Here is a 24867-nt window from a genome sequence, read left to right on the forward strand (position 1 = left end):
CATCATTTTGTAATATTTTCATCTTTATAACTATGTTAGAATAAAATTAATCATGAATGATGTAGATGAATTTCTACTTAGGGAAGAAAAATGATTCGTTTGGTTTTGATTGATGATCACAGTTTAGTATTACAAGGATTGGAGAACTATTTTTTAAAGGAAGATGATTTTGAAATTGTTGGGTCCTATACAGAAGTAGCAGATTTACTTCTCTGTCTTAAGAATGAAAAGGTAGATGTGCTAGTTATGGATTTTATGTTGAAAGGAGTAACGGCATTTGATGTTATTAGTCAGATAAATAGATTTCTGAATACAGTTCCCAAGATAGTTCTTTTATCAGGATTTTATGACACTTTGTTACATAAGAGAGCGATGGATTTTGGGATTCAAGCTTTTTTACCCAAAGAAAGTTCTTATTTGGATGTTAAAAGTGCAATTTATGCTGTTTATAAGGGAAATCACGTTATCCCAGATGGTTTGTTAGAAAAGCAAGAAAATAATCTATTGACAGATATGGAGTTAAGTGTATTGGAACTTATTGTAAAAGAATATTCTAATGAAAAGATAGCAAATAGTTTATTTGTCAGCAGGAGAACAGTAGATACCCATGTTTCAAATATTTGTTCAAAGTTGGGAGTGACGAGTAGAGTTGGAGCTGTACGTGAGGCTATTCGATTAAATCTCGTATCTTTATAATTTATCCTAAAAAGGCAAGAAGGTTTTCGTAAATTACGGATTCTTTCTTGTCTTTTTTTGTTTAAGATAGAGTCAGTTTAACAGATTGGAGAAGGATATGCTAACAGTAGATTATTTACTTGGAGATAATAGAAATCGCTATTTTGGTAGAGGGTATAAGAGGACGACTTATGAAGTTAATACTCTTCGAAAATCTCTTCAAACTACGTCAGCGTCGCCTTGTCGTACTCAAGTACAGCCTGCGGCTAGCTTCCTAGTTTGCTCTTTGATTTTCATTTAGTATAAGTTGAAAAATATTTTAGAAGGGGTTGGCTCTCTTCATTAAGAAGGTTTGTGGTCTAGTAAACAATCTGAAATCATACAGCAACACCTGAGTACATTAGATGGAATAGTATTAGCTCATTTATTTGGAAGTGAAATACTGAAAAGAATGGGAGTGAGCTTAAATCAGTATAGGTTAAGCCATTTTGAGATAAAGTCAGGGATAAAAGCTATAGAAGAATTGGTAAATTTAAGATTAGAATTACAAAATTTCAAAATGACGAACCAAGTGATTGAATTTGATTGCTTGGTAATGGATATGAAAGTTTGTTTAGGCTATCAATTATTAGAATGTATGGAAAATGTAGTTGCTATAGGAGAACAAGGTAGAGATTTTTTATCAACTCATTTGAGAGATAGACAACATGATATATACGATGTTGAGTTTTCAGATAGTAGTATATCTTGTAAAGCAGAGCAAGTATTGATCAAAGATATTGAATATAGTGGTGTAGGTAGTCTAGAAAAGAATTATTATAGTTTGTTAGAACTTCTGATTATTTTTTCTCAAATGGCAGAGATGTTAGCCTACCATATAGAAGAGATGTCTCGAGAAGAGAGCAATACCATGTGGATGAAGCAAGTGAGTGCAGACTTGAATTCACAAATTTTAAACGGAGTAGTAGAGCTTAGTGGTAGTGTTTCAAAAAATAGATTATTAAAAATTAGAGAAGAGCATTGGAAAGTCTACGAAATGTCTGGGTATGATGTAGATTATAAGGTAGTCTTTAAAAGTAAAATAGCTCAAAAATTACCTGATGGAGGGGGACAGTGATGGGAAATAGAGAATTAAGGTTAGTCATATCAGGCACTTATTCTACAGGTAAGACAACAACTGCTACAGCCCTTTCGATTGCAACGGGACTTCCCTTAATTGACGCTTTATCTGCGAGGGAAATTTTGACAGATTTATATCCTGGCAGAAGATTTCAGGATATGTCATCAACTGAATTAATGGCACTAGGGCTAAAGCGTTTTGAAGAGAGAATTCGTACGGAAGGAATTTTATACAAGGAACATGGAAGTTTTCTATCAGATGGTTCAGTATTGAATGAATGGATTTACGGGACTGTTCGAATGAGGGTAGGAATTAATCCAGGCTCAGCATTCATTCATCGACTGATGAAATCTATTTTAGGTCTTCCTGGTCGAACATTTTTCAAAAAATATTTGACTGCTTATGGAGTTGTCTCTAAGAATCATGCGAAATTGTGGTATACAGATGTTGTTCATTTACCAGTAGAGTTTGCAATGGATCCAGATGGGCATAGACCAGTATCTGAAGAGTATCGGAATTTATCAGATGAGGAATTATATGAAGCTTATAGGAATTTGGGTCTGACACCTTATTGTGTCAAAGGTAGTCAGGAAGAACGGTTAAATCAGATCATTCAACATTATGAGTTGCCAATAGTTGTTCCAGTAGATGAGGCTATTTCCTTAGCTGAAAAGGTTATACGAGAAAACAGGGAAGCAGTATCTAAACGTATCATAGAACAGTATGAAGAGCCTACATTAAAGGAAAAAATAAAATTTATGACAAGATATTAGGAGTATGTATGATTCAGTTTCAAAATATTAGTAAGATTTATAAGGTGGGGGAGCAAGAAGTTCGTGCTTTAGATCAAGTTAGTTTTTCTATTGAGAAAGGGAAATTTACAGTTATTTTAGGTCCATCAGGTTCAGGGAAAAGTACGTTGCTAAATTTACTTGGTGGGATGGATCGTGCGACATCAGGAACCTTTATATTTGATGAGGAACTAGTAACAAAGTTTACGGATAAGGAATTATCTGCTTATCGAAAAGATAAAATTGGTTTTGTTTTTCAATTTTATAACTTAGTTCCAAGTTTAACGGCCAAGGAGAATGTAGGTATTGCAGCAAATTTAGTGAAAAACAATAAAGAAATTGATATGTATTTAGATCAAGTTGGTTTACTTCATAGAAAAAATAATTTTCCTAATCAACTTTCTGGAGGTGAAATGCAACGTGTATCAATTGCAAGGGCATTGGCTAAAGAGCCTAGTCTATTATTGTGTGATGAGCCTACAGGAGCGTTAGACTCAAAGACAGGCGATAGTATTTTAACTTTATTGAAGGAAGTTTCTAGAAATGGGAATGCTGCAGTTGTAATGGTTACACACAATAGAGAGTTTGCTAAATTTGCAGATCGAGTTATATATTTGAAAGATGGAAGTATTGAAAAAATAGAGAATAATGAAGAGGTGCTGGGATGAGGTATCTTCATATAAAATTATTAAGAGATCTTCGGCAAAACTGGCAACAATTTTTCTCTGTTTTTCTGATGTCTCTATTAAGTGTATTAATCTTTGTAGGGCTACAAGGAGCTTGGCATGGACTTGAAAAGAGTCTAGAGAGTTATTTGAAACAATCTGAACTTCCTGTTGTTTGGGTTCAAGCGAGACAAATTGATGAATCAAAAATCAAGCAGGTTGAACAATTATCTTCTGTTGAAAAAGTTGTCAGTAAAAAGAAAGGCTTTGCTAATATTGTTCGTTTAGACAAGACTGACGGACGAATCAATCTTGAAACGATTACAGATAATCAACTGGTTACAGTAACAGAAGGAAGTCCTTTTTCTGAGGGAAAACAAGATTCGATTTGGATTGATGGGAATTATGCTAAGAAGAATCATTTACAGATTGGAGATTCAATTTCTATTTCATCAAGGGGGAAACAGATAGATTTAGAAATTGTAGGATTTGTTCAGGCGACAGATAAGATTTATTTTACAGGTAGTATGGAATATATAGCTCCAAATCCTGACAATGATGCCTATGGTTATATTGCAGATAATGAAATTGCAAAAGGAATCCTGGGTTTATCGTCAGATAATGCCTTGGAAATTTATGGCTCTAAGATAGATTTGCGAGGAGATTTAGAGTCTATTTTTGGGGGCGACTTAGTTTCTTATCAAGATCAAAAAAGTTTAACTGAAATATCAGAAGCTACCGATCGAGTTGGGCAAATTAGAAATTTATCTTACTTATTTTCTTTTATCTTTATTTTGTTAGCTATTTTAGCTATGTTTACAACCATTCAGCGTTTGATTGATGGTCAAACAAAAGAGATTGCTGTATTAAAGGCTTTAGGCTTTTCAAATCAGGCTATCAGTTTACATTATATTTTATTTGGCTTAGTAGTCAGTTTATTAGGAAGTTTCGCAGGCTTTGCTATTTCTCCCTTGATGTCATGGTTTGTACTAGAAACTCAAAAGTCAATGTTTACACTTCCAAATTGGCAAATCTCTTATTCATCTTCATCAATAGTCATTGGTATTGTAGTCATTATAATTTGTATTTTAGCTGCCTATTTAGCTTCTAGAGAGTCAGCTAGAGGCTTACCAGCAATATTTTTAAGAGGTAAAGAAAAAGTTGCTAAATCTGTCTTTGTGGAAAGATTTTCCTCTATCTGGCAACGAATTTCTTATCCTTCAAGATGGGCAATTCGGGATGCCTCGTTTAATCGTATTCGAGTTTTGATGGGAATCGTGGGAGTTGCAGGAAGTATGATGTTACTGATTGCTGGAATTGGTATGCCTGTATCTATGAATCATCTTGTTGATAAGGCATATAATGAAGATTTTTCTTACTCAAAACGACTGACCGTGGCGGATTATCCTACTTCTAAGTCTAAATATGGTGGGCAAGGTGTACAAATTTCACAAGCACATTTTAGTCCAGATGATGGATACAACCGTTTATTGATTATATTTGATGATGGAGATATGATACAAGCAAAAACAGAGAGTGCTGAATCTTTGAAAGATGATGGTTTGTATGTAACTAGATCATTTGCCCGTTTGGCAGGTATTAAAGTCGGAGATTTTTTAACTGTAACTCCTTATCAAGATGGTTATACTTACAAGTTTGAAGTAAAAGGGATTGTCACAAGTGAAACCAATCAAGGTGCCTATCTTCATGCTAGAGTCTTTGAAAAAGCAGGGGGAGATTTTACTCCACATACTTTATTAGTTGGGTCAGAGGTGGACCAAGATACTATTAAGCAAGACAAAGGTGTTCTATCTGTCATTGAAAAAGGGAGCCAAGAAAAAAATGCCTATGATTTTGTATCTAGTTTGATGAGTGTATTTCTAATGATTATTGGCTTTGCCTTATTACTTGTTATTATTGTTCTCTATAATCTGGGTTCTTTAAACTTTGTAGAGAGAATGAGAGACTATGCTACATTACAAGTATTAGGATTTTCTAATCAATATCTACAGATGCTAACTCTTTTTGAGACTATACTAACTACCTTTATTGGTTGGCTAGTAGGAATTCCTTTAGGCATATGGTTTTTGAAAGAATATGTAGCAACATTTTCGACGATTCGAATTGAGTATACCGCTTATATCAGTATGTATGTCCTTGCTTCTGCTACGTTATTGGTTTGGTTTACATCTTTAGGGACTGCTTATTTTATTAGTCTTCGTATGAGAAAGATTGACATGATTAGTGCTTTAAAGGGGGTAGACTAGTAGAGTTAGTTCTGACTGAATCTATAGACATTTATAAATAATTGTTAATCATCGGTTCTAATACTCAATGAAAATCAAAGAGCAAACTAGGAAGCTAGCCGTGGGCTGTACCTAAGTACGGCAAGGTGAAGCTGACGTGGTTTGAATTTGATTTTCGAAGAGTATAAGGTCCAAATTTACCTATTTGTGTTTCGGTTCACTACATTACTGCATTCAAAATCCGTCAGCTCAATAAGAGTTGACGGATTATTTTATACTTGTACTTGGGTTAAAAATTCTTCTGTAGTAAGAATTTGAGCAAACTCATCTTGTAGAGAAAGGAGATTAATCTCATGGATAGTATCAGGGGAGATGGTCTGACCGTTTTTGTTGGATAGGGTAAAACTGGCAGTAGCATCTGCTAGTAAAGTGACTTCAAAACCAAGATTTGCTGCCATTCGTGTCGTAGTAGATACACAATGAGGTAGGGTCAAACCAACAAGGACTAAATGATAAATCTGATTTTTTCGTAAATAGGTTTCAAGATTTGTTCCAATAAAGGCGCTATTAACCGTTTTTTGAAAGACAGGTTCGGAAGTAACTGGTTCAAATCCACTTTTAAACTCCTGATTTTGTTTGTTATGAAATTGCGACTGGGGATTATCAGATATGTGTTGAACATGTAAGACTGGAAGAGCGTGTTTACGAAAGTATGCCAGTACCCTCAATGCTTGATGTTCAGCTTGAGGGTTATTTCGTTCTCCCCAAATAGGTCTATCAAATGCTTTTTGCATATCGATAACAAGTAGAGCAGTGTGAACCATTTTAAGCTTTCTCCAATTGCAAGAGGGCTTCAATCTCTGCTAGGGTGCTAGCTTGTGAAATGGCTCCACGGAGTTTGGCAGCGCCAGATGTTCCACGGAGGTAGTGAGGAGCGAGTCCACGGAATTCACGAACTGCGACGTTTTCTCCTTTGAGGTTAATCAAGCGTTTCAAGTGTTCGTAGGCGATTTTCATCTTGTCCTCAAAGGTCAAATCAGGGAGGATTTCTCCTGTTTCAAAGTAATGGTTGATTTGGTTGAAGAGGTAAGGATTTCCCATGGCAGCGCGGCCAATCATGACTGCGTCAGCTCCGACTTCTTCGATACGCTGTTTGGCTTCTTGGACAGTACGGATATCACCGTTAGCGATGAAGGGAATCTTGGTCAGAGCTTGAGCGACCTTGTGAAGGGTCTCAAGGTCTGCGTGACCTGTATACATTTGCTCACGGGTACGGCCATGCATGGCGAGGGCAGAAACACCTGCAGCTTCAGCAGCGAGGGCATTTTCTACTGCCAGAGAGGGGTCAGCCCAGCCTGTACGCATCTTGACAGTAAGTGGAATATCAAGGACAGATTGGACCTTATTGATGATAGAGTAGATCTTGTCAGGATCCTTGAGCCACATAGCGCCAGCTTCGTTCTTAACGATTTTGTTAACTGGGCAGCCCATGTTGATATCCACGATATCGGTTTTGGTGTTTTCTTGGATGAATTCTGCTGCGCGTGCTAGGCTGTCTTCATCACTACCAAAGAGTTGGATAGACACAGGGTTTTCACCTTCATCGATGTGAAGCATGTGCAGGGTTTTTTCGTTGTTGTATTGGATTCCCTTGTCAGAGACCATTTCCATGACAACGAGTCCAGCTCCGAGCTCTTTTGCGATGGTACGAAAGGCTGAGTTAGTCACACCAGCCATAGGTGCTAAAACGGTACGATTGGGAATCTCAACATTGCCAATCATAAAGGGTGTATTAAGATTTGTCACGAATGAGTTCCTCCAGGTCGTTTTCATCAAAGTTGTAAGTAGTTTGGCAGAATTGACAAGTGATTTCTGCTCCGTGGTCTTCCTCTTTCATTTCCTGTAAGTCTGAGCTTGGAAGGCTGGCAAGAGCGTTCATAAAGCGCTCATGGCTACAGTCACATTGGAAACGGATTTCTTCTTCAGAAAGACGCTTGTAGGCCTCGTCACCGTAGATTGCTTTGAGGAGGGCTTCAATATGGTCGTCGCTCTCCAGAAGCGTCGAGATAGCTGGCATTTCTTGGATACGTTTTTCAAAGCGAGCAATCTCTTCTTCCTTGGCTCCCGGCAAAACTTGAACTAGGAAACCACCTGCGACCTTGACCTTGTCTTCCTCGTCCAAAAGGACATTGAGACCAACTGCTGAAGGTGTTTGTTGGCTCTCAGTCAGGTAAAAGGCAAGATCTTCACCGATTTCCCCAGAGATGAGGGGAGTCATAGAGTTGTAAGGATTTCCAGTACCGTAGTCTGTGATAACGAGGAATTGACCATTTCCAACAAAAGGTCCGACTAGAACTTCACCAGTTGCAGTCTTTTTGATGTCAACACCAGGATTTTGAACGTAGCCTTTGACGTTACCCTTGGTATCAGCGACGGTGATGATAGCGCCTAGAGAGCTAGATCCCAGCACCTTAACGGTTAGTTTGGTATTTCCTTTTTCATTGGCTACGAGAATCTGGCTAGCGATAAGAGTTCGACCAAGCGCTACAGTTGAGCTAGCTTGGGTTTGGTGTTTTTCTTGAGCAGTGCGGACGGTTTCCGTGCTATCAAGGACAAAAGCACGAAAGGCGCCACTTTCTGATATAGTTTTAATAATTTTATCCATAGCTACTATTTTAGCATAAAAATGCCCAAAGGGGGAGCCGTGTGTTTGCTGATTTTTAGGATAATGGACCAGGAAATCAGCATGAAAATAAAAAGAGAAACAGATTATTTCAGCATTTGTAAGATTTATGCTATGCTTAAGGTAGAAAATGAAAGGGGTAACAAATGTATTTAGGAGATTTGATGGAAAAGGCCGAATCTGGCCAATTTTCAATCCTTTCCTTTCTATTACAAGAGTCTCAGATGACTGTCAAGGCTGTAATGGAGGAAACAGGATTTTCAAAAGCAACCCTAACCAAATATGTCACCCTGCTCAATGATAAGGCTTCGGACAGTGGTTTAGAGCTGATTATTCATTTAGAAGATGAAAATCTGCGTCTATCGATCGGTGCAACTACCAAGGGAAGAGATATCCGAAGCTTATTTTTGGAGAATGTTGTTAAATACCAGATTTTGGTCTATCTTCTCTACCATCAACAGTTTTTAGCCCATCAGCTAGCTCAAGAATTGATGATTAGTGAGGCTACGCTTGGTCGCCACTTAGCTAGTTTAAATCAGATTTTGTCAGAATTTGATTTATCTATTCAAAATGGACGTTGGCGAGGTCCAGAGCATCAGATTCGCTATTTCTATTTTTGTCTTTTCCGCAAGGTCTGGTCGAGTCAGGAGTGGGAAGGTCACATGCAGAAACCAGAGAGAAAACAGGAGATTGCCGCTTTAGAAGAAATCTGCGGTGCAAGTTTGTCTTCGGGTCAGAAATTGGACTTGGTTCTCTGGTCTCACATCAGTCAGCAGCGTCTTCGGGTCAATGCCTGTCAGTTCCAAGTGATAGAAGAAAAAATGCGGGGGTATTTTGACAATATTTTCTACCTTCGTTTGCTCAGAAAGGTTCCGTCCTTTTTTGCTGGGCAACATATTCCACTAGGAACTGAGGATGGTGAGATGATGATATTCTTCTCTTTTCTCTTGTCTCATCGTATTCTTCCCCTTCATACCATGGAGTATATCCTTGGTTTTGGAGGGCAGTTGGTAGATTTGCTGACACAATTGATTCAAGAAATGAAGAAGGAGGAGTTGCTGGGTGATTATACAGAGGACCATATTACCTATGAACTCAGTCAGCTTTGTGCTCAAGTCTATCTCTATAAGGGCTATATTTTACAGGATCGCTACAAGTATCAGTTAGAGAATCGTCATCCTTATTTGTTGATGGAACATGATTTTAAGGGGACGGCAGAGGAGATTCTTCATGCTCTACCTGCTTTTCAACAGGGGACGGATTTGGATAAGAAAATTCTCTGGGAATGGCTCCAGTTGATAGAATATATGGCTGAAAACGGTGGCCAGCATATGCGGATTGGTCTGGATTTGACATCTGGTTTTCTTGTCTTTTCAAGAATGGCAGCCATTTTGAAACGGTATTTGGAATACAATCGTTTTATTACTATTGAAGCCTATGATTGTACTCGGCATTATGATTTGCTGGTTACAAATAATCCTATTCATAAGAAGGAACAGACACCAGTCTATTACTTAAAAAACGACTTGGATATGGAAGATTTGGCAGGGATTCGTCAGTTATTATTCACTTAAAAGGCTTGGTTGTTCCAGGTCTTTTTTGTGAAATTTACACAATCTCCTCACATTTTTTTAAAAATTAAAAAAAGTTGATAAACAAGAAAGCGCTTTATTTTGTATACTAGTTACTGTAAAGAGGAGACATCCTCAAGATCATTATCAGGAGGACAGCACATGTCACAAGAAAAATACATCATGGCCATTGACCAGGGAACAACAAGTTCTCGTGCCATTATTTTCAATAAAAAAGGAGAAAAGGTTAGCTCGAGTCAAAAAGAGTTTACTCAGATTTTCCCTCAAGCAGGTTGGGTAGAGCACAATGCCAATGAAATTTGGAACTCTGTTCAATCTGTTATTGCTGGAGCTTTCATCGAAAGTGGTGTCAAGCCAAATCAAATCGAAGCAATCGGGATTACCAACCAGCGTGAAACAACGGTCGTCTGGGATAAGAAAACAGGACTTCCTATCTACAACGCTATCGTTTGGCAATCACGCCAAACTGCTCCTCTGGCTGAACAACTAAAAAGCCAAGGTTATGTGGAAAAATTCCATGAAAAGACTGGTTTGATCATCGATGCTTACTTCTCTGCGACCAAGGTTCGTTGGATTTTGGATCATGTAGAAGGCGCTCAAGAGCGAGCAGAAAAAGGGGAATTGCTCTTTGGTACTATTGACACTTGGTTGGTTTGGAAATTGACAGACGGTGCGGCTCACGTAACGGATTACTCAAATGCAGCCCGTACTATGCTTTATAACATTAAAGAACTTAAATGGGATGATGAGATTTTGGAAATCCTCAATATTCCTAAGGCTATGCTACCAGAAGTTCGTTCTAACTCTGAAATCTACGGCAAGACAGCTCCATTCCATTTCTATGGTGGAGAAGTGCCAATCTCAGGTATGGCTGGGGACCAACAAGCAGCCCTCTTTGGACAGTTGGCCTTTGAGCCTGGTATGGTCAAGAATACTTATGGAACAGGTTCTTTCATCATCATGAATACTGGGGAAGAGATGCAGTTGTCTGAAAACAACCTCTTGACAACCATTGGTTACGGAATCAACGGCAAGGTTTACTATGCCTTGGAAGGTTCTATCTTCATCGCAGGTAGTGCCATTCAGTGGCTTCGTGACGGTCTTCGCATGGTAGAAAATTCACCAGAATCTGAAAAATACGCTCGTGATTCTCACAACAATGATGAAGTTTATGTCGTTCCAGCCTTTACAGGTCTAGGTGCTCCATACTGGAACCAAAACGCTCGCGGTTCTGTCTTTGGATTGACTCGTGGAACAAGTAAGGAAGACTTTATCAAGGCAACTCTTCAATCAATTGCTTATCAAGTGCGTGACATCATCGATACGATGCAAGTGGATGCTCAGACAGCTATCCAAGTCTTGAAAGTGGACGGTGGTGCAGCTATGAACAATTTCCTCATGCAGTTCCAAGCTGATATTTTGGGAATCGATATCGCACGCGCCAAAAACTTGGAAACAACAGCTCTAGGGGCAGCCTTCTTAGCAGGTTTATCAGTAGGTTACTGGAAAGACTTGGATGAGTTGAAACTCTTGAACGAGACAGGAGAACTCTTTGAACCATCTATGAACGAATCTCGTAAGGAACAACTCTACAAGGGCTGGAAGAAAGCTGTGAAAGCAACCCAAGTCTTTGCGGAAGTAGATGACTAATACTGGAAGAATAAAGCGACTTAGTTAGAAAGTGTGTAAATATGGAATTTTCAAAGAAAACACGTGAATTATCAATTCAAAAAATGCAGGAACGTACCCTGGACCTCTTAATTATCGGTGGAGGAATCACAGGGGCTGGTGTAGCCTTGCAGGCAGCAGCTAGTGGTCTTGAGACTGGTTTGATTGAAATGCAGGACTTCGCAGAAGGAACATCCAGCCGTTCAACAAAATTAGTTCACGGAGGTCTTCGTTACCTCAAACAATTTGACGTAGAAGTTGTATCAGATACGGTTTCTGAACGTGCAGTGGTTCAACAAATCGCACCACACATTCCAAAACCAGACCCAATGCTCTTGCCAGTTTACGATGAAGATGGAGCGACCTTTAGCCTCTTCCGTCTGAAAGTAGCTATGGACTTGTATGACCTTTTGGCAGGAGTTAACAACACACCAGTTGCTAACAAGGTTTTGAGCAAGGAAGAAGTTTTGGAACGCCAGCCAAACTTGAAGAAAGAAGGCTTGGTAGGAGGTGGGGTTTACCTTGACTTCCGTAACAACGATGCGCGTCTCGTGATTGAAAACATCAAACGTGCCAACCAAGACGGTGCCCTCATTGCCAACCACGTTAAAGCAGAAGGCTTCCTCTTTGACGAAAGTGGCAAGATTACTGGTGTCGTAGCCCGTGATTTGTTGACAGACCAAGTCTTTGAAATCAAGGCCCGTCTGGTGATTAATACAACAGGTCCTTGGAGCGACAAGGTACGTAATTTGTCTAATAAGGGAACACAATTCTCACAAATGCGTCCAACTAAGGGAGTTCACTTGGTAGTGGATTCAAGCAAGATTAAGGTTTCTCAGCCAGTTTACTTTGATACAGGTTTGGGTGACGGTCGGATGGTCTTTGTTCTCCCACGTGAAAACAAGACCTACTTCGGTACAACTGATACAGACTACACAGGCGATTTGGAACATCCAAAAGTGACGCAGGAAGATGTAGATTATCTACTTGGCATTGTCAACAATCGCTTCCCAGAAGCGAATATTACAGTTGCTGACATTGAAAGTAGCTGGGCTGGTCTTCGTCCATTGATCGCAGGCAATAGCGCTTCTGACTACAATGGAGGAAATAACGGAACCATCAGTGATGAAAGCTTTAACAACTTGATTGCGACTGTTGAATCTTATCTCTCTAAAGAAAAAACGCGTGAAGATGTTGAAGCTGCTGTTAGCAAGCTTGAAAGCAGTACCTCTGAGAAACATTTGGACCCATCTGCAGTTTCACGTGGATCTAGCTTGGACCGAGATGATAATGGTCTCTTGACCCTTGCTGGTGGTAAAATCACAGACTACCGTAAGATGGCTGAAGGAGCTATGGAGCGCGTGGTTGACATCCTCAAAGCAGAATTTGACCGTAGCTTTAAACTGATCAACTCTAAGACTTACCCTGTTTCAGGTGGAGAATTGAACCCAGCAAATGTAGACTCAGAAATCGAAGCCTTTGCGCAACTTGGAGTATCTCGTGGTTTGGATAGCAAGGAAGCTCACTACCTAGCAAATCTTTACGGTTCAAATGCACCGAAGGTCTTTGCCCTTGCTCACAGCTTGGAACAAGCACCAGGACTCAGCTTGGCAGACACCTTGTCTCTTCACTATGCAATGCGCAATGAGTTGGCTCTGAGCCCAGTTGACTTCCTTCTTCGTCGTACCAACCACATGCTCTTTATGCGTGATAGTTTGGATAGCATCGTTGAGCCAGTTTTGGATGAAATGGGACGATGCTATGACTGGACAGAAGAAGAAAAAGCAGCTTACCGTGCGGATGTTGCAGCAGCTCTTGCTAACAACGATTTAGCAGAATTAAAAAATTAAGAAAAAATAAAAGAGGTGGAGGGCAGGACTCCGTGTCGCCCACCCCTTCTTTTTAATGGAGACAGAAAGATGATGAATGAATTATTTGGAGAATTTTTGGGAACTTTAATCCTCATTCTTCTAGGAAATGGTGTTGTTGCAGGTGTGGTTCTTCCTAAAACCAAGAGCAACAGTTCAGGTTGGATTGTGATTACTATGGGTTGGGGAATTGCAGTTGCGGTTGCGGTCTTTGTATCTGGCAAGCTCAGTCCAGCTCATTTAAACCCAGCTGTGACAATTGGTGTGGCTTTAAAAGGTGGTTTGCCTTGGGCTTCCGTTTTCCCTTATATCTTAGCCCAGTTTGCAGGGGCTATGCTGGGTCAGATTTTGGTTTGGTTGCAATTCAAACCGCATTATGAGGCAGAAGAAAATGCAGGCAATATCCTAGCCACCTTCAGTACTGGTCCAGCCATCAAAGATACTGTATCAAACTTGATAAGTGAAATCCTTGGAACCTTTGTTTTGGTCTTGACAATCTTTGTTTTGGGTCTTTACGATTTTCAGGCAGGTATCGGAACCTTTGCAGTTGGTACCTTGATTGTTGGTATCGGTCTATCACTAGGTGGGACAACAGGCTATGCCTTGAACCCAGCTCGTGACCTTGGACCTCGTATCATGCACAGCATCTTGCCAATTCCAAACAAAGGAGACGGAGACTGGTCTTACGCTTGGATTCCTGTTGTGGGACCTGTTATCGGAGCAGCCTTGGCTGTACTTGTATTCTCACTTTTCTAATTTAGAAAGCATTTATTTTGATAGTGATTGGGTAAAAACTCAATTTCAGGAAAAAATGAAGTAAATCTTCTCATAATAAAACGCATCATATCAAGCACGAAAATTCCACGAGGTCAACTACAGTCAGAAAGCTGAACAACAAGCCAAAACGCCCAAAAAAGGCGGCAAAAAGCAAGCACCTGCAAGCAACGTGCCGAAATGGTCAAATCCTGATTATGTCAACGAATTAGACCCAAAAATCGTTGATATGCTAGTAGAATTTCACAAGTCACAAGGCACTTTGGAAACTCCCAAGGCGCAAGCAGAAATCGCCCAAAAACGTGAAGAAATCGAGCAAAGGAGAGCTGAGCTTGAGGATAAAAAAACAAGAGCTTTTGAACCGCTTGGATAAATAGAGTTTCGCAAGTATTATGCTTACAAATTACTTGAGCAATTAACTAAAATATAAACCCTGCCTTTATATCTAGGCAGGGTTTATATTTTAGAAATTCACGTAGGTTGTTTCGGTTTTTACATACCCAGTATAGTTTGAGTTTCTATAGTATTCAGTGATAAACTTCCATTTTCTTTGAGCAACATGGATATAAGTACTTGTTATGTAGTATGGATATGGGCTTTGTGAATCCAAGTAAGCCTGATAAGCTTGTATACCCCAAAATGCTCCACCAATTATTGCACCCCATGGACCTCCCAATACAGCACCTATCTTACCAATTATAAAACTTAGTCCAGCATCAGCCATGAAGTTAGCGAATGTGTTTTCTAGTTTATTCCCATGTATTGTGTTGACGTAATTCCAAACATTAGGATCGTATGATCTAAAAGATATATTTAGGTCGATTTCATTCTTTTGATAATCCATATAAAATGACCCATTGATATAGACACCATCAGCACGTTGTTCAATAGTGTCTACACTTCCATCTGGATTGACCACCTCAAGAACTTCATCACTTAAAATATTTACTTGCGTATCTCCGAACCGCACTGATGAGCCATTCTTAAACTGAGTCTCACCAGATACAACTTTAGAGTTTGCCGATAAGCTATCATCAGCAAAAACAGCAAGCGACGGGGAAATGCTAGACATACAGAAAACAGACATAGCTAGCAAACACATGCATTTAGACATCTTAGACATAACGGAAACTCCTTTGTATTTTTGATTTTTTTCAACTTTTATTATACAATAAAACCAAATAAAAAGAAAGCGGTAACAATATGCTTAATGCGAAAATTTTTTATATATTTTTATATTTGATCGTTATCGAAACTATAGGCTTGTTGTTGTTGAAAAACGGTCTTGAAAGAGGTTATTTAGACACAGAAGCTATTATCCTCGCAATTTTTTCATTTGCTTTTTACAACCTATGTTCATTCGCTTGGGTCTGCTCTACAATAAAAAACAATAAAAAATAAATAGACGTATTTTCAAAAAAAGATTGCATATTTATCTCAGTAAAACGGCGATTTAAATCGTCGTTTTTTTGTATAACTCCCCTGAAATTTATTTTAATTATGCAAATTTCACGTATTTTTGATGTTGAGACGACGATCCTGGGAACTTTTCAGATAATTTTTTGACCTATCTATCATTAGAAAAGCTTAGAGCGCCAAAGGATTTGAGCGTTTTTCTGATTTTTAAGACTTTTTCCCAGTCTCTTTTTCGATTGAAGATGTAAGTATTCTACTAACTAACTTCTTAGTACTAGCCAACAACGATAATCATAATTCCTCCCAAAATTAGGAATAATAAAGGCAATAATTTTTGTTTTTTCATGTGAAATACCCCACTTTTGTTTTCTTCTATTTTATGCTAAAATATTAAAAATCAAAAACTGTTCCCAGATATGCTTGTTGGAGAGATATTATGAAAAAATTTGGAGAAATTTTTAAAAAGTTTCGAGAATCTAGAGGTTTTCGCTTGAAAGATGTCGAAAAAGCTGGTATATCAACATCACAGCTCTCACGTTTTGAAAAGGGAGAGACTGATTTAACCATTTCAAAATTTATGGCTATTTTGGATGAAATTAACATGCCTATTGATGAATTTATGTATGCTGTTCATGATTTTCATCGTGATGAACTGAACGAACTCTTATCAAAGGTTAGGCATTTTGTGTCAAATCATAATGTTGATGGGTTGAAAAAACTACTTTATTCTCAGATGGAGTCAGATTCTAAACAAGAGAAATTTCATAAGCTTAACATTATTTTATTAAAAATTCGTTTACAAGATTTATCTGGAGAAGCTTATTATTCTGGTGATGATTTATCTTATCTCACTGACTATCTCTTTAGTGTTGAATATTGGGGATACTATGAATTATTGATTTTTTCAAATACTTTAGATGTTCTAAAACACGATGTCTTTATGGTTTTGGCTAGAGAGATGTCTAGACGTTCTGATTTTTATAAAGAAATTCCTAATAATAGACGACTGATTTCATCTATGCTATTGAACGGATATATCACATGTATTGAAAGAGGAAAATTTCTTGATGCTTTGTATTTTGAAAAACGACTAAACCAATGCTTTTTCACCGAGATAGAAATTTATGAACGGTTGGTGTTTCAGTATGCACAACATCTTTATCGCTACAAAAAAGAGATGGATTGTAAAGCAATTATTGAAATGAGGAAGTGTATTGGAGCAATGAAATTAGCGGGAAGTAACCATTTGGCAAAGAATTATGAAAGGCACTTAGAAAAAATTTTAGCAGATAAAGGGTAGTGTGCAGATACGGGAAAGGAAGTATCTCGAAATAATATTTTGGTAGAATTGTCTTTAGAAATTTCAATTACGGTTGTTTTATCAGTTCATTGTATTTGAGCGATAGGATTTTTCGAAGTTGTCACCATAATTATGAATTTTGAGGTATTTAATATGCAAGTTCTATCTCCATATATTTTAAGAAAGAAAAGTGAAACAGGAGAATTATTTTTCAATAGTAAAAATAATCACTCTTAATAAACAGCATCATATATAGGTTAATTAAATTATTGTATAGTCTCAGTTGGAGTTAATTTGTTTATAACTCTTAGACTGAGGCTTTTATATCTATTCGCTTTCTTTTAGATAGGCTTATTTATGAAATTTCTAAAATACATTAAAACTAATATTTTTATCTATTTTTTAATAGGAGTGCTTTTGAATAGTGGGATGGCTCTAATAAAGCCATTGTTATTGGATAAGCTATTGAATATTCGCGAAGAGCAACTTACAATTGGTACAATTTCATACTTTGTTTTATATGGCCTGTGTTTATACCTGTTTTTTTATAGCACGATGTTGCTAGCAAATTTTGTCAGTAATAATCTGCAGCGTCATATGCAAATTCGGTTAAAAGATCAGCTTATTAAGAAACTATTTTTGAAAGAAAATGTTGTATATGATGAAAAAGTTTCAATTGTTACACAAGATATGGAACTGCTCTATAATCGCTTCTTTTTACCCCTGGATATGATAGTTGGAAGAGTTTTTATACTTTGTACAACGATTGTTTTTATTTTGGTGCAAAATTTTTGGCTTGGTATTGTTTTTATTGTGTTCTCTTTTCTTCGACCATTACCTCAATGGGTAATGAATAATCGTTTAATGAAAAGCGGTGCAAATTTTTCGGAAATGCAAAAAGCTTTTCATCTATCTGTAGGAGATTTTTTTAAGGGAGCAGATACGATATATTTTTATGGCGCTAGTAAAGAAAACTTTGCTAAGATGAGAAAAAACAACGAGTGTTACGAGAATGCTCGTTGGAAAAATGAATGGACTAGCAATGTCGTTTATTTTTTCAATGGTCCTTTAGAATTCCTTAGTCAGGTACTACCTCTTGCACTTGGTCTTTTATTACAAAAGAGCGGTATAGAGTTAACAACAGCTAGTTTGGTCTCTATGTATATAGCTACAATGAATCTTAGCGGACCTATTCAAAGAATTATGTATAGCATATCTGATATACAGCGATCGCAAACAGTGAAAGAAAAAATATTTTCATTATTGGAAGAATCTTGTTTAGAAACATCATATCCGACAGTCGAATCTTTAGCTGAGCTAGTTTTGGAGGGCGTTTCAAAACAGGTTGGAGAGCAAGTGCTCTTTTATGATTTGTCACTTAGATTAACTAAGCCAAGTAAAGTTTTAATAAAGGGAGCTAGTGGTACCGGAAAGTCAACTCTCCTACAGTTGGTAGCAGGAAAGATAAGTCCGAATAGTGGTAGAATTATCGTACGTGATAAATCAGGTCGAGAATTTACTCATTATCAAGGGAATGTCGCTTATATCTCTCAGAATCCATTTTTCAGACATGGGACAATCCGAGAAAATTTAACATTAGGACAGGAGATTTCAGATAAAGAATTACTCTGTTGCCTAGAACAAGTTGGCTTAACGAATGAAATCACCAATATCTTGGATTATCAACTGATAAATAATGGAGAAAACATTTCAGGTGGACAACGTTTACGACTTGAATTAGTTCGCTGTCTGCTTCGACAAAAAGACATTGTGTTGGCGGATGAGGTTACATCATCCTTAGACAAGGACAATGCATATCAAGTGCGCCAGTTACTTTTGCAGTTGCCTATCATTTTGATTGAAGTTGCTCATCATATTGATTCAGAAACGGTTTATAATCAAGTAATTGATTTGGGAAAATATAGAATAAAATAAATAGACTTGTTTTAGCTGATTTAAAGATGTGAGAACTAAAAACTATGGCTAAGTTGGAATGTTAAAAATTCAATTTCTGACCACCTAATCTTGTGTCAAATAGTTATCAAACAAAGTCTACTATACCATTTATCAGTTAAATATTTTTATGTTATAGGAGAGCTATATGTCTAATTCATTTATCAAATTGTTAGTCTCTCAATTGTTTGCAAATTTAGCAGATATTTTCTTTAGAGTAACAATCATTGCTAACATATACATTATTTCAAAATCAGTAATTGCCACATCACTAGTTCCCATTTTAATAGGGATAGCCTCTTTTGTTGCGAGTCTTTTAGTTCCGTTGGTTACTAAAAAGTTAGCGCTAAATAGGGTTTTATCTTTATCCCAATTTGGAAAGACTATATTATTGTCGATACTGGTAGGAATGTTTATCGTAATGCAATCAGTAGCGCCTTTGGTGACCTATCTATTTGTTGTTGTAATTTCCATATTAGATGGTTTTGCCGCACCCGTTTCCTATGCTATTGTGCCACGCTATGCGACCGATTTGGGTAAGGCTAATTCAGCCTTATCAATGAGTGGTGAAGCTGTTCAATTGGTGGGTTGGGGATTAGGTGGACTCTTATTTGCAACAATTGGTCTTTTATCTACCACGTTTATCATTTTAATGTTGTATATCATTTCTAGCTTTTTGATGTTATTTCTTCCTAACGCTGAAGTGGAGGTGTTAGAGTCAGAAACTAATCTTGAAATTTTGCTCAAAGGTTGGAAGTTAGTTGCTAGAGATCCTAGATTAAGACTTTTTGTATCAGCAAATTTATTGGAAATTTTTTCAAATACGATTTGGGTTTCTTCCATTATACTTGTTTTTGTAACTGAGTTATTAAATAAAACGGAAAGTTACTGGGGATATTCTAATACAGCATACTCTATTGGGATTATAATTAGTGGCTTAATTGCTTTTAGGCTATCTGAAAAGTTCCTTGCTGCTAAATGGCAAAGTATTCTTTTTTCTCTTGTAGCCATGGCAATAGTGACATTGACTATTCTACTTTTTCCAAACGCACAGATGTTTTTAGTATTTTCAGCTTTAGTTGGTATGTTATCGCAACTAAAAGAAGTTCCTGAAAGTGTGTTTCTTCAGGAAACAGTAGAGGAAAATCATTTGGTTAATGTCTATTCCGTTCTGGAAGTGATTTCGACACTATCATTTTCAGTATTTGTTTTGCTAATGAGCTATATTACTGAGAGTTTTGGTATTAGCATAAGTTTTTGGCTATCAGCCATTTGTCTGATGATAGAAGCTATTTTAATTTATATCAGACGAGACTATTTTAAATGAGAGACGGATTAAAAAATCTTTAAAAATCAGAACAGCGCATAGTATCAGGTGTCGAAAGCCTTGATATTATGCGTTTTATTATGGGGATATTTACTTCATTTTCTACTGAAATGGAGTTTTTACCTAGACTTATCTATTTAAAATATTCATAGAAAAACCGCATAATCTTTAAAATTAGCTTAAATGCAGTGAAAATGTACGGTAAACAATTGAAAAATTACCCTAAAAAATGGTACAATGGTAGAAAAATACTATAGTAAGAGTTCATCTTATTTAGCAAAAATTACAGAAATGAATGGTTTTTCTTGATGAAACAGAGAAAAGAATTGTCCCTCTTTCTTGGTCGGACAGCCTTGTATTTTCTTATCTTTCTAGGGCTGCTTTACTTCTTTAGCTATCTTGGTCAGGGTCAAGGAAGCTTTATCTATAATGAATTTTAACTTGAAGGAGAATTCCTATTGTGTCAAATAAACCAATAGTAGATATGATTGAAACCATTGAGCATTTTGCTCAGACACAGCCTAGCTATCCTGTTTACAATGTTTTGGGGCAGGAACACACTTATGGCGATTTAAAGGCTGATTCGGATAGTTTGGCTACAGCCATCGATCAACTGAATTTACCAGAGAAGTCTCCTGTGGTTGTTTTTGGTGGCCAAGAATATGAAATGTTGGCAACTTTTGTAGCGCTGACTAAGTCAGGTCATGCCTACATTCCAATTGATAGTCATTCGGCCTTGGAGCGAGTTTCGGCTATTTTAGAAGTGGCAGAGCCAAGCTTGATTATTGCCATTTCAGACTTTCCATTGGAGCAGGTTTCTACACCGATGATGAATCTAGCTCAGGTTCAAGAATCCTTTGCCCAAGGGAATAACTATGAAATCACGCATCCAGTCAAGGGAGATGATAATTACTACATTATCTTTACTTCTGGTACGACTGGTAAGCCTAAAGGAGTGCAGATTTCCCATGATAACCTCCTCAGCTTTACCAATTGGATGATTATGGACAAAGAATTTGCGACGCCAAGTCGTCCGCAAATGCTGGCTCAGCCACCTTATTCTTTTGACCTGTCTGTCATGTACTGGGCACCGACCTTGGCACTTGGTGGTACGCTTTTCGCTCTTCCTTCAGCCATTACTCAGGACTTTAAGCAACTCTTTGCGACCATCTTTTCATTGCCGATCGCTATCTGGACATCAACCCCTTCTTTTGCAGATATGGCCATGTTGTCTGAAGACTTCAACAGTGAGAAAATGCCTGGAATCACGCATTTTTATTTTGATGGTGAAGAATTGACGGTTAAAACAGCTCAAAAACTACGCGAGCGTTTCCCAAATGCCCGTATTATCAATGCCTACGGCCCAACAGAAGCGACAGTGGCCCTGTCAGCAGTTGCCGTGACAGATGAGATGCTAGCGACTCTCAAACGCCTACCAATTGGCTATACCAAGGCTGATTCTCCAACCTTTATCATTGACGAGGAAGGAAATAAACTGCCAAATGGCGAACAGGGAGAAATCATTGTTTCTGGACCAGCCGTTTCAAAAGGCTATATGAACAATCCAGAAAAAACAGCGGAAGCCTTCTTTGAATTTGAAGGACTGCCAGCCTATCACACAGGTGATGTGGGAACCATGACAGATGAAGGCTTACTTCTCTACGGCGGACGCATGGACTTCCAGATTAAGTTTAACGGTTACCGCATTGAGTTAGAAGATGTCTCTCAAAATCTTAATAAGTCTCGTTATATCGAGTCTGCTGTCGCAGTACCACGTTATAACAAGGACCACAAGGTACAAAATCTACTGGCCTATGTCATCTTAAAAGACGGTGTTCGTGAGCAGTTTGAGCGTGATATCGATATTACCAAGGCTATCAAGGAAGATTTGACAGATATCATGATGTCCTACATGATGCCGTCTAAATTCCTTTACCGAGACAGTTTGCCATTGACTCCAAATGGGAAAATTGACATAAAAGGATTGATTAACGAGGTGAATAAGAGATGATGGAGTTCTTTCAACAGCTTCCTCATTTAGAGCCATATGGCAATCCTCAGTATTTTGTCTATGTGATTGCTGCAACCTTGCCCATCTTTATCGGCCTCTTTTTCAAGAAACGCTTTGCCTGGTACGAGGTATTGGTTAGTCTCTTCTTTATCGTCACCATGTTGGTAGGTGGGAAGACCAATCAGTTGGCTGCCTTGGGTATTTACCTTTGCTGGGAAATATTGCTCGTACTCTTCTACAAGCATTATCGAAAAAGTAAGGATGGCAAGTGGGTCTTCTACCTAGTTAGTTTTCTGTCCCTCCTTCCGATTATCTTTGTCAAGGTGCAGCCGGCTATCAATGGAACGCAGTCTTTGCTTGGCTTTTTGGGAATTTCTTACCTGACCTTTCGTTCGGTTGGGATTATCATCGAGCTGAGAGATGGAGTGATTAAGGATTTTACCCTCTGGGAATTCCTCCGATTCCTTCTCTTCATGCCAACTTTCTCGAGTGGCCCAATCGATCGCTTTAAGCGTTTTAATGAAAATTATCAGACCATTCCTGAGCGGGATGAGTTGATGGATATGCTGGAAGAATCCGTTCGCTATATCATGTGGGGATTTTTGTACAAGTTTATCCTGGCTCATGTTTTAGGAGAAACTTTACTACCTCCTCTGAAGAATCTAGCCCTGCAGTCAGGTGGCTTCTTTAACCCCTATGCCTTGGCAGTTATGTATACCTTTGGTTTGGAGCTTTTCTTTGATTTTGCAGGTTACTCTATGTTTGCCTTGGCTATCTCAAACTTAATGGGAATCCGTAGCCCTATCAACTTTAATAAGCCCTTTCTGTCTAGGGATTTAAAAGAGTTTTGGAATCGTTGGCACATGAGTCTTTCTTTCTGGTTCCGTGACTTTGTCTTTATGCGAATGGTGATGGTATTGACCAGAAAGAAGGTCTTTAAGAATCGCAATGTAACCTCAAGTGTGGCCTACATTGTAAATATGCTGATTATGGGATTTTGGCATGGTGTGACCTGGTACTATATCGCCTATGGCCTCTTTCATGGACTGGGCTTGGTCATCAATGACGCTTGGATTCGCAAGAAAAAAACGCTCAATAAGGAGCGGAAAAAATCAGGGAAGCCTGCTCTACCTGAGAATCGCTGGATTCAGTTGCTTGGCATGGTTGTCACCTTCCATGTCGTCATGCTGTCATTCTTAATCTTTTCTGGATTTTTGAATGATTTATGGTTTAAAAAATAAAAGGAAATAAAATATGGATATCAAATCAGAAGTTATCGAAATTATTGATGAGTTGTTTATGGAAGATGTTTCTGACATGATGGATGAAGATCTTTTTGACGCAGGTGTCTTGGATAGTATGGGAACGGTTGAATTGATTGTGGAGATTGAAAACCGTTTTGACATTCGTGTCCCTGTAACAGAGTTTGGTCGTGACGACTGGAATACAGCCAATAAAATCATAGCTGGTATTGTGGAGCTACAAAATGCTTAAACGCTTATGGATGATCTTCGGACCGGTCTTGATAGCTGGTTTGTTGGTTTGTCTGCTTATCTTTTTCTATCCTGCTGAGATGCGCCATGATCTGGGAGCTGAAAAGCGTTCGGCGGTGGCTACTACCATTGAAAGTTTTAAGGAGCGGAGTCAAAAGGTCAGAGCCTTATCTGATCCAAATATGCGTTTTGTTCCCTTCTTTGGCTCCAGTGAATGGCTTCGTTTTGACGGTGCCCATCCTGCGGTATTGGCTGAGAAATACAATCGCTCCTACCGTCCTTATCTTTTAGGACAGAGGGGAGCTGCATCGCTTAACCAGTATTTTGGAATGCAACAGATGTTGCCACAGCTAGAGAATAAACAAGTTGTGTATGTTATCTCACCCCAGTGGTTCAGTAAATATGGCTATGAGCCAGCAGCTTTTCAGCAGTATTTTAATGGAGACCAGTTGACCAGTTTTCTGGAACATCAATCTGGAGATCAGGCTAGCCAATATGCGGCGACTCGCTTACTACAGCAGTTCCCAAACGTAGCTATGAAGGATTTGGTTCAGAAGTTGGCAAGTAAAGAAGAATTGTCGACGGCAGACAATGAAATGATTGAATTATTGGCTCGATTTAATGAACGCCAAGCTTCCTTTTTTGGTCAGTTTTCAGTTAGAGGCTATGTCAATTATGATAAACATGTCGTTAAGTATTTAAAGACCTTACCAGACCAGTTTTCTTATCAAGTCATAGAAGATGTTGTTAAGGCAGATGCAGAAAAGAATACGTCTAATAATGACCTTGGAATGGAAAATTATTTCTATAATACGCAGATTAAGAAGGATTTGAAGAAATTAAAGGACTCTCAGAAAAGTTTTACCTATCTCAAGTCGCCAGAGTATAATGACTTGCAGTTGGTTTTAACACAGTTTTCTAAATCTAAGGTAAACCCGATTTTTATCATTCCACCTGTTAATAAAAAATGGATGGACTACGCTGGTCTACGAGAGGATATGTACCAACAAACGGTGCAGAAGATTCGCTACCAGTTAGAAAGTCAAGGGTTTACCAATATAGCAGATTTTTCTAAGGATGGTGGAGAACCATTCTTTATGAAGGACACCATTCACCTTGGTTGGTTGGGTTGGTTGGCTTTTGACAAGGCAGTTGATCCTTTCCTATCTAATCCTACACCAGCTCCTACCTACCATCTAAATGAGCGCTTTTTCAGTAAAGAATGGTCGCTCTACGATGGAGATGTCAAGGAATTTCAATAGATCATAATATAGAAGAGTTCAAG

At 38.3% G+C, this 24867-nt stretch carries 22 protein-coding genes and 1 pseudogene; 19 read left to right on the plus strand and 4 right to left on the minus strand.

The annotated features are described in order from the left end of the window. The first annotated feature begins 90 nt into the window (after positions 1-90). From HMPREF0851_RS13400 to HMPREF0851_RS13420, 5 genes are all read left to right on the plus strand, one after another. Positions 91-696 (plus strand): response regulator transcription factor, encoded by a 606-nt coding sequence (locus tag HMPREF0851_RS13400; protein ID WP_000620477.1) that lies wholly within the window; start codon positions 91-93, stop codon positions 694-696. Positions 697-1027: 331 nt separating this feature from the next. Then, complete coding sequence (locus HMPREF0851_RS13405; RefSeq protein WP_000269748.1) at positions 1028-1792, plus strand: AvrD family protein; 765 nt, start codon at positions 1028-1030, stop codon at positions 1790-1792. Continuing rightward, on the plus strand, positions 1792-2568 hold the full coding sequence (locus HMPREF0851_RS13410; RefSeq protein WP_000528183.1) for an AAA family ATPase: 777 nt from the start codon (positions 1792-1794) through the stop codon (positions 2566-2568). The genes HMPREF0851_RS13405 and HMPREF0851_RS13410 overlap by 1 nt, the downstream gene beginning before the upstream one ends. Before the next feature lie 8 nt (positions 2569-2576). Further along, entirely contained in the window at positions 2577-3254 is a 678-nt protein-coding gene (locus HMPREF0851_RS13415; RefSeq protein WP_000614115.1) for an ABC transporter ATP-binding protein, read from the plus strand. After that, complete coding sequence (locus HMPREF0851_RS13420) at positions 3251-5518, plus strand: ABC transporter permease (RefSeq protein WP_001269728.1); 2268 nt, start codon at positions 3251-3253, stop codon at positions 5516-5518. The genes HMPREF0851_RS13415 and HMPREF0851_RS13420 overlap by 4 nt, the downstream gene beginning before the upstream one ends. A gap of 251 nt (positions 5519-5769) precedes the next feature. On the opposite strand, the gene HMPREF0851_RS13425 is transcribed toward HMPREF0851_RS13420, so the two are convergent. The 3 genes from HMPREF0851_RS13425 to hslO are packed head-to-tail and all read right to left on the minus strand — an operon-like array spanning position 5770 to position 8162. Next, on the minus strand, positions 5770-6321 hold the full coding sequence (locus HMPREF0851_RS13425) for a cysteine hydrolase family protein (protein ID WP_000233715.1): 552 nt from the start codon (positions 6319-6321) through the stop codon (positions 5770-5772). 1 nt (position 6322) lies between these two features. Further along, positions 6323-7303 (minus strand): tRNA dihydrouridine synthase DusB, encoded by a 981-nt coding sequence (gene dusB, locus HMPREF0851_RS13430; RefSeq protein ID WP_025169901.1) that lies wholly within the window; start codon positions 7301-7303, stop codon positions 6323-6325. Then, positions 7290-8162: an Hsp33 family molecular chaperone HslO gene (hslO, locus tag HMPREF0851_RS13435; RefSeq protein ID WP_000357865.1), complete on the minus strand. Its 873-nt coding sequence runs from the start codon at positions 8160-8162 to the stop codon at positions 7290-7292. The genes dusB and hslO overlap by 14 nt, the downstream gene beginning before the upstream one ends. A gap of 164 nt (positions 8163-8326) precedes the next feature. On the opposite strand from hslO, the gene HMPREF0851_RS13440 reads away from it, so the two are divergent. The 5 genes and pseudogenes from HMPREF0851_RS13440 (at position 8327) to HMPREF0851_RS15950 (ending at position 14459) form a co-directional block, all read left to right on the plus strand. Then, on the plus strand, positions 8327-9754 hold the full coding sequence (locus HMPREF0851_RS13440) for a helix-turn-helix domain-containing protein (RefSeq protein ID WP_000280564.1): 1428 nt from the start codon (positions 8327-8329) through the stop codon (positions 9752-9754). Positions 9755-9913: 159 nt separating this feature from the next. Next, positions 9914-11422: a glycerol kinase GlpK gene (gene glpK, locus HMPREF0851_RS13445; RefSeq protein ID WP_000076784.1), complete on the plus strand. Its 1509-nt coding sequence runs from the start codon at positions 9914-9916 to the stop codon at positions 11420-11422. Between the two features lie 41 nt (positions 11423-11463). Next, the gene (glpO, locus tag HMPREF0851_RS13450) at positions 11464-13290 is read left to right on the plus strand and encodes a type 1 glycerol-3-phosphate oxidase (RefSeq protein WP_000395968.1); all 1827 of its coding nucleotides are present in this window, start codon (positions 11464-11466) and stop codon (positions 13288-13290) included. A 69-nt stretch (positions 13291-13359) separates the two neighbouring features. Further along, positions 13360-14064 carry an MIP/aquaporin family protein gene (locus HMPREF0851_RS13455; RefSeq protein ID WP_000980825.1) on the plus strand — a complete coding sequence of 235 codons (705 nt, stop codon included), beginning with the start codon at positions 13360-13362 and terminating at the stop codon, positions 14062-14064. A 190-nt stretch (positions 14065-14254) separates the two neighbouring features. Beyond that, positions 14255-14459: pseudogene (locus HMPREF0851_RS15950) on the plus strand (hypothetical protein). A gap of 86 nt (positions 14460-14545) precedes the next feature. On the opposite strand, the gene HMPREF0851_RS13465 reads toward HMPREF0851_RS15950, so the two are convergent. Then, positions 14546-15154 carry a hypothetical protein gene (locus tag HMPREF0851_RS13465; protein ID WP_050540536.1) on the minus strand — a complete coding sequence of 203 codons (609 nt, stop codon included), beginning with the start codon at positions 15152-15154 and terminating at the stop codon, positions 14546-14548. Between the two features lie 131 nt (positions 15155-15285). On the opposite strand from HMPREF0851_RS13465, the gene HMPREF0851_RS16725 reads away from it, so the two are divergent. The 9 genes from HMPREF0851_RS16725 to dltD all read left to right on the plus strand — a co-directional run bounded on the left by HMPREF0851_RS16725 (position 15286) and on the right by dltD (position 24844). Continuing rightward, complete coding sequence (locus HMPREF0851_RS16725) at positions 15286-15483, plus strand: hypothetical protein (protein WP_000930586.1); 198 nt, start codon at positions 15286-15288, stop codon at positions 15481-15483. 451 nt (positions 15484-15934) lie between these two features. Beyond that, on the plus strand, positions 15935-16798 hold the full coding sequence (locus HMPREF0851_RS13475) for a helix-turn-helix domain-containing protein (protein ID WP_000713269.1): 864 nt from the start codon (positions 15935-15937) through the stop codon (positions 16796-16798). 357 nt (positions 16799-17155) lie between these two features. After that, complete coding sequence (locus HMPREF0851_RS13480) at positions 17156-18733, plus strand: ATP-binding cassette domain-containing protein (protein ID WP_000670464.1); 1578 nt, start codon at positions 17156-17158, stop codon at positions 18731-18733. Positions 18734-18899: 166 nt separating this feature from the next. Beyond that, positions 18900-20078 carry a ryptide export MFS transporter gene (locus HMPREF0851_RS13485; protein WP_000071443.1) on the plus strand — a complete coding sequence of 393 codons (1179 nt, stop codon included), beginning with the start codon at positions 18900-18902 and terminating at the stop codon, positions 20076-20078. Between the two features lie 308 nt (positions 20079-20386). Further along, positions 20387-20518: a teichoic acid D-Ala incorporation-associated protein DltX gene (locus HMPREF0851_RS0104310; RefSeq protein ID WP_000813662.1), complete on the plus strand. Its 132-nt coding sequence runs from the start codon at positions 20387-20389 to the stop codon at positions 20516-20518. 20 nt (positions 20519-20538) lie between these two features. Beyond that, positions 20539-22089 (plus strand): D-alanine--poly(phosphoribitol) ligase subunit DltA, encoded by a 1551-nt coding sequence (gene dltA, locus HMPREF0851_RS13490; protein WP_009014413.1) that lies wholly within the window; start codon positions 20539-20541, stop codon positions 22087-22089. Beyond that, complete coding sequence (gene dltB, locus HMPREF0851_RS13495; protein ID WP_000969756.1) at positions 22086-23330, plus strand: D-alanyl-lipoteichoic acid biosynthesis protein DltB; 1245 nt, start codon at positions 22086-22088, stop codon at positions 23328-23330. The genes dltA and dltB overlap by 4 nt, the downstream gene beginning before the upstream one ends. Before the next feature lie 13 nt (positions 23331-23343). Beyond that, positions 23344-23583 (plus strand): D-alanine--poly(phosphoribitol) ligase subunit DltC, encoded by a 240-nt coding sequence (gene dltC / locus HMPREF0851_RS13500; protein WP_000351967.1) that lies wholly within the window; start codon positions 23344-23346, stop codon positions 23581-23583. After that, a complete protein-coding gene (gene dltD / locus HMPREF0851_RS13505; RefSeq protein ID WP_000919852.1) occupies positions 23576-24844 on the plus strand; it encodes a D-alanyl-lipoteichoic acid biosynthesis protein DltD in 1269 nt (422 codons plus the stop codon). Before dltC ends, dltD begins: the two co-directional genes overlap by 8 nt. Positions 24845-24867: the final 23 nt, after the last annotated feature.

It is taken from the genome of Streptococcus sp. M334 (assembly GCF_000187745.1).
Lineage (GTDB): Bacteria > Bacillota > Bacilli > Lactobacillales > Streptococcaceae > Streptococcus.

Coding starts and splice junctions, on each gene's coding strand:
- HMPREF0851_RS13400 (WP_000620477.1), top strand. CDS start 91: ATGATTCGTTTGGTTTTGATTGATGATCACAGTTTAGTATTACAAGGA.
- HMPREF0851_RS13410 (WP_000528183.1), top strand. CDS start 1,792: ATGGGAAATAGAGAATTAAGGTTAGTCATATCAGGCACTTATTCTACA.
- HMPREF0851_RS13415 (WP_000614115.1), top strand. CDS start 2,577: ATGATTCAGTTTCAAAATATTAGTAAGATTTATAAGGTGGGGGAGCAA.
- HMPREF0851_RS13420 (WP_001269728.1), top strand. CDS start 3,251: ATGAGGTATCTTCATATAAAATTATTAAGAGATCTTCGGCAAAACTGG.
- HMPREF0851_RS13425 (WP_000233715.1), bottom strand. CDS start 6,321: ATGGTTCACACTGCTCTACTTGTTATCGATATGCAAAAAGCATTTGAT.
- hslO (WP_000357865.1), bottom strand. CDS start 8,162: ATGGATAAAATTATTAAAACTATATCAGAAAGTGGCGCCTTTCGTGCT.
- HMPREF0851_RS13440 (WP_000280564.1), top strand. CDS start 8,327: ATGTATTTAGGAGATTTGATGGAAAAGGCCGAATCTGGCCAATTTTCA.
- glpK (WP_000076784.1), top strand. CDS start 9,914: ATGTCACAAGAAAAATACATCATGGCCATTGACCAGGGAACAACAAGT.
- glpO (WP_000395968.1), top strand. CDS start 11,464: ATGGAATTTTCAAAGAAAACACGTGAATTATCAATTCAAAAAATGCAG.
- HMPREF0851_RS13455 (WP_000980825.1), top strand. CDS start 13,360: ATGATGAATGAATTATTTGGAGAATTTTTGGGAACTTTAATCCTCATT.
- HMPREF0851_RS13465 (WP_050540536.1), bottom strand. CDS start 15,154: ATGTCTAGCATTTCCCCGTCGCTTGCTGTTTTTGCTGATGATAGCTTA.
- HMPREF0851_RS16725 (WP_000930586.1), top strand. CDS start 15,286: ATGCTTAATGCGAAAATTTTTTATATATTTTTATATTTGATCGTTATC.
- HMPREF0851_RS13475 (WP_000713269.1), top strand. CDS start 15,935: ATGAAAAAATTTGGAGAAATTTTTAAAAAGTTTCGAGAATCTAGAGGT.
- HMPREF0851_RS13480 (WP_000670464.1), top strand. CDS start 17,156: ATGAAATTTCTAAAATACATTAAAACTAATATTTTTATCTATTTTTTA.
- HMPREF0851_RS13485 (WP_000071443.1), top strand. CDS start 18,900: ATGTCTAATTCATTTATCAAATTGTTAGTCTCTCAATTGTTTGCAAAT.
- HMPREF0851_RS0104310 (WP_000813662.1), top strand. CDS start 20,387: ATGAAACAGAGAAAAGAATTGTCCCTCTTTCTTGGTCGGACAGCCTTG.
- dltB (WP_000969756.1), top strand. CDS start 22,086: ATGATGGAGTTCTTTCAACAGCTTCCTCATTTAGAGCCATATGGCAAT.
- dltC (WP_000351967.1), top strand. CDS start 23,344: ATGGATATCAAATCAGAAGTTATCGAAATTATTGATGAGTTGTTTATG.
- dltD (WP_000919852.1), top strand. CDS start 23,576: ATGCTTAAACGCTTATGGATGATCTTCGGACCGGTCTTGATAGCTGGT.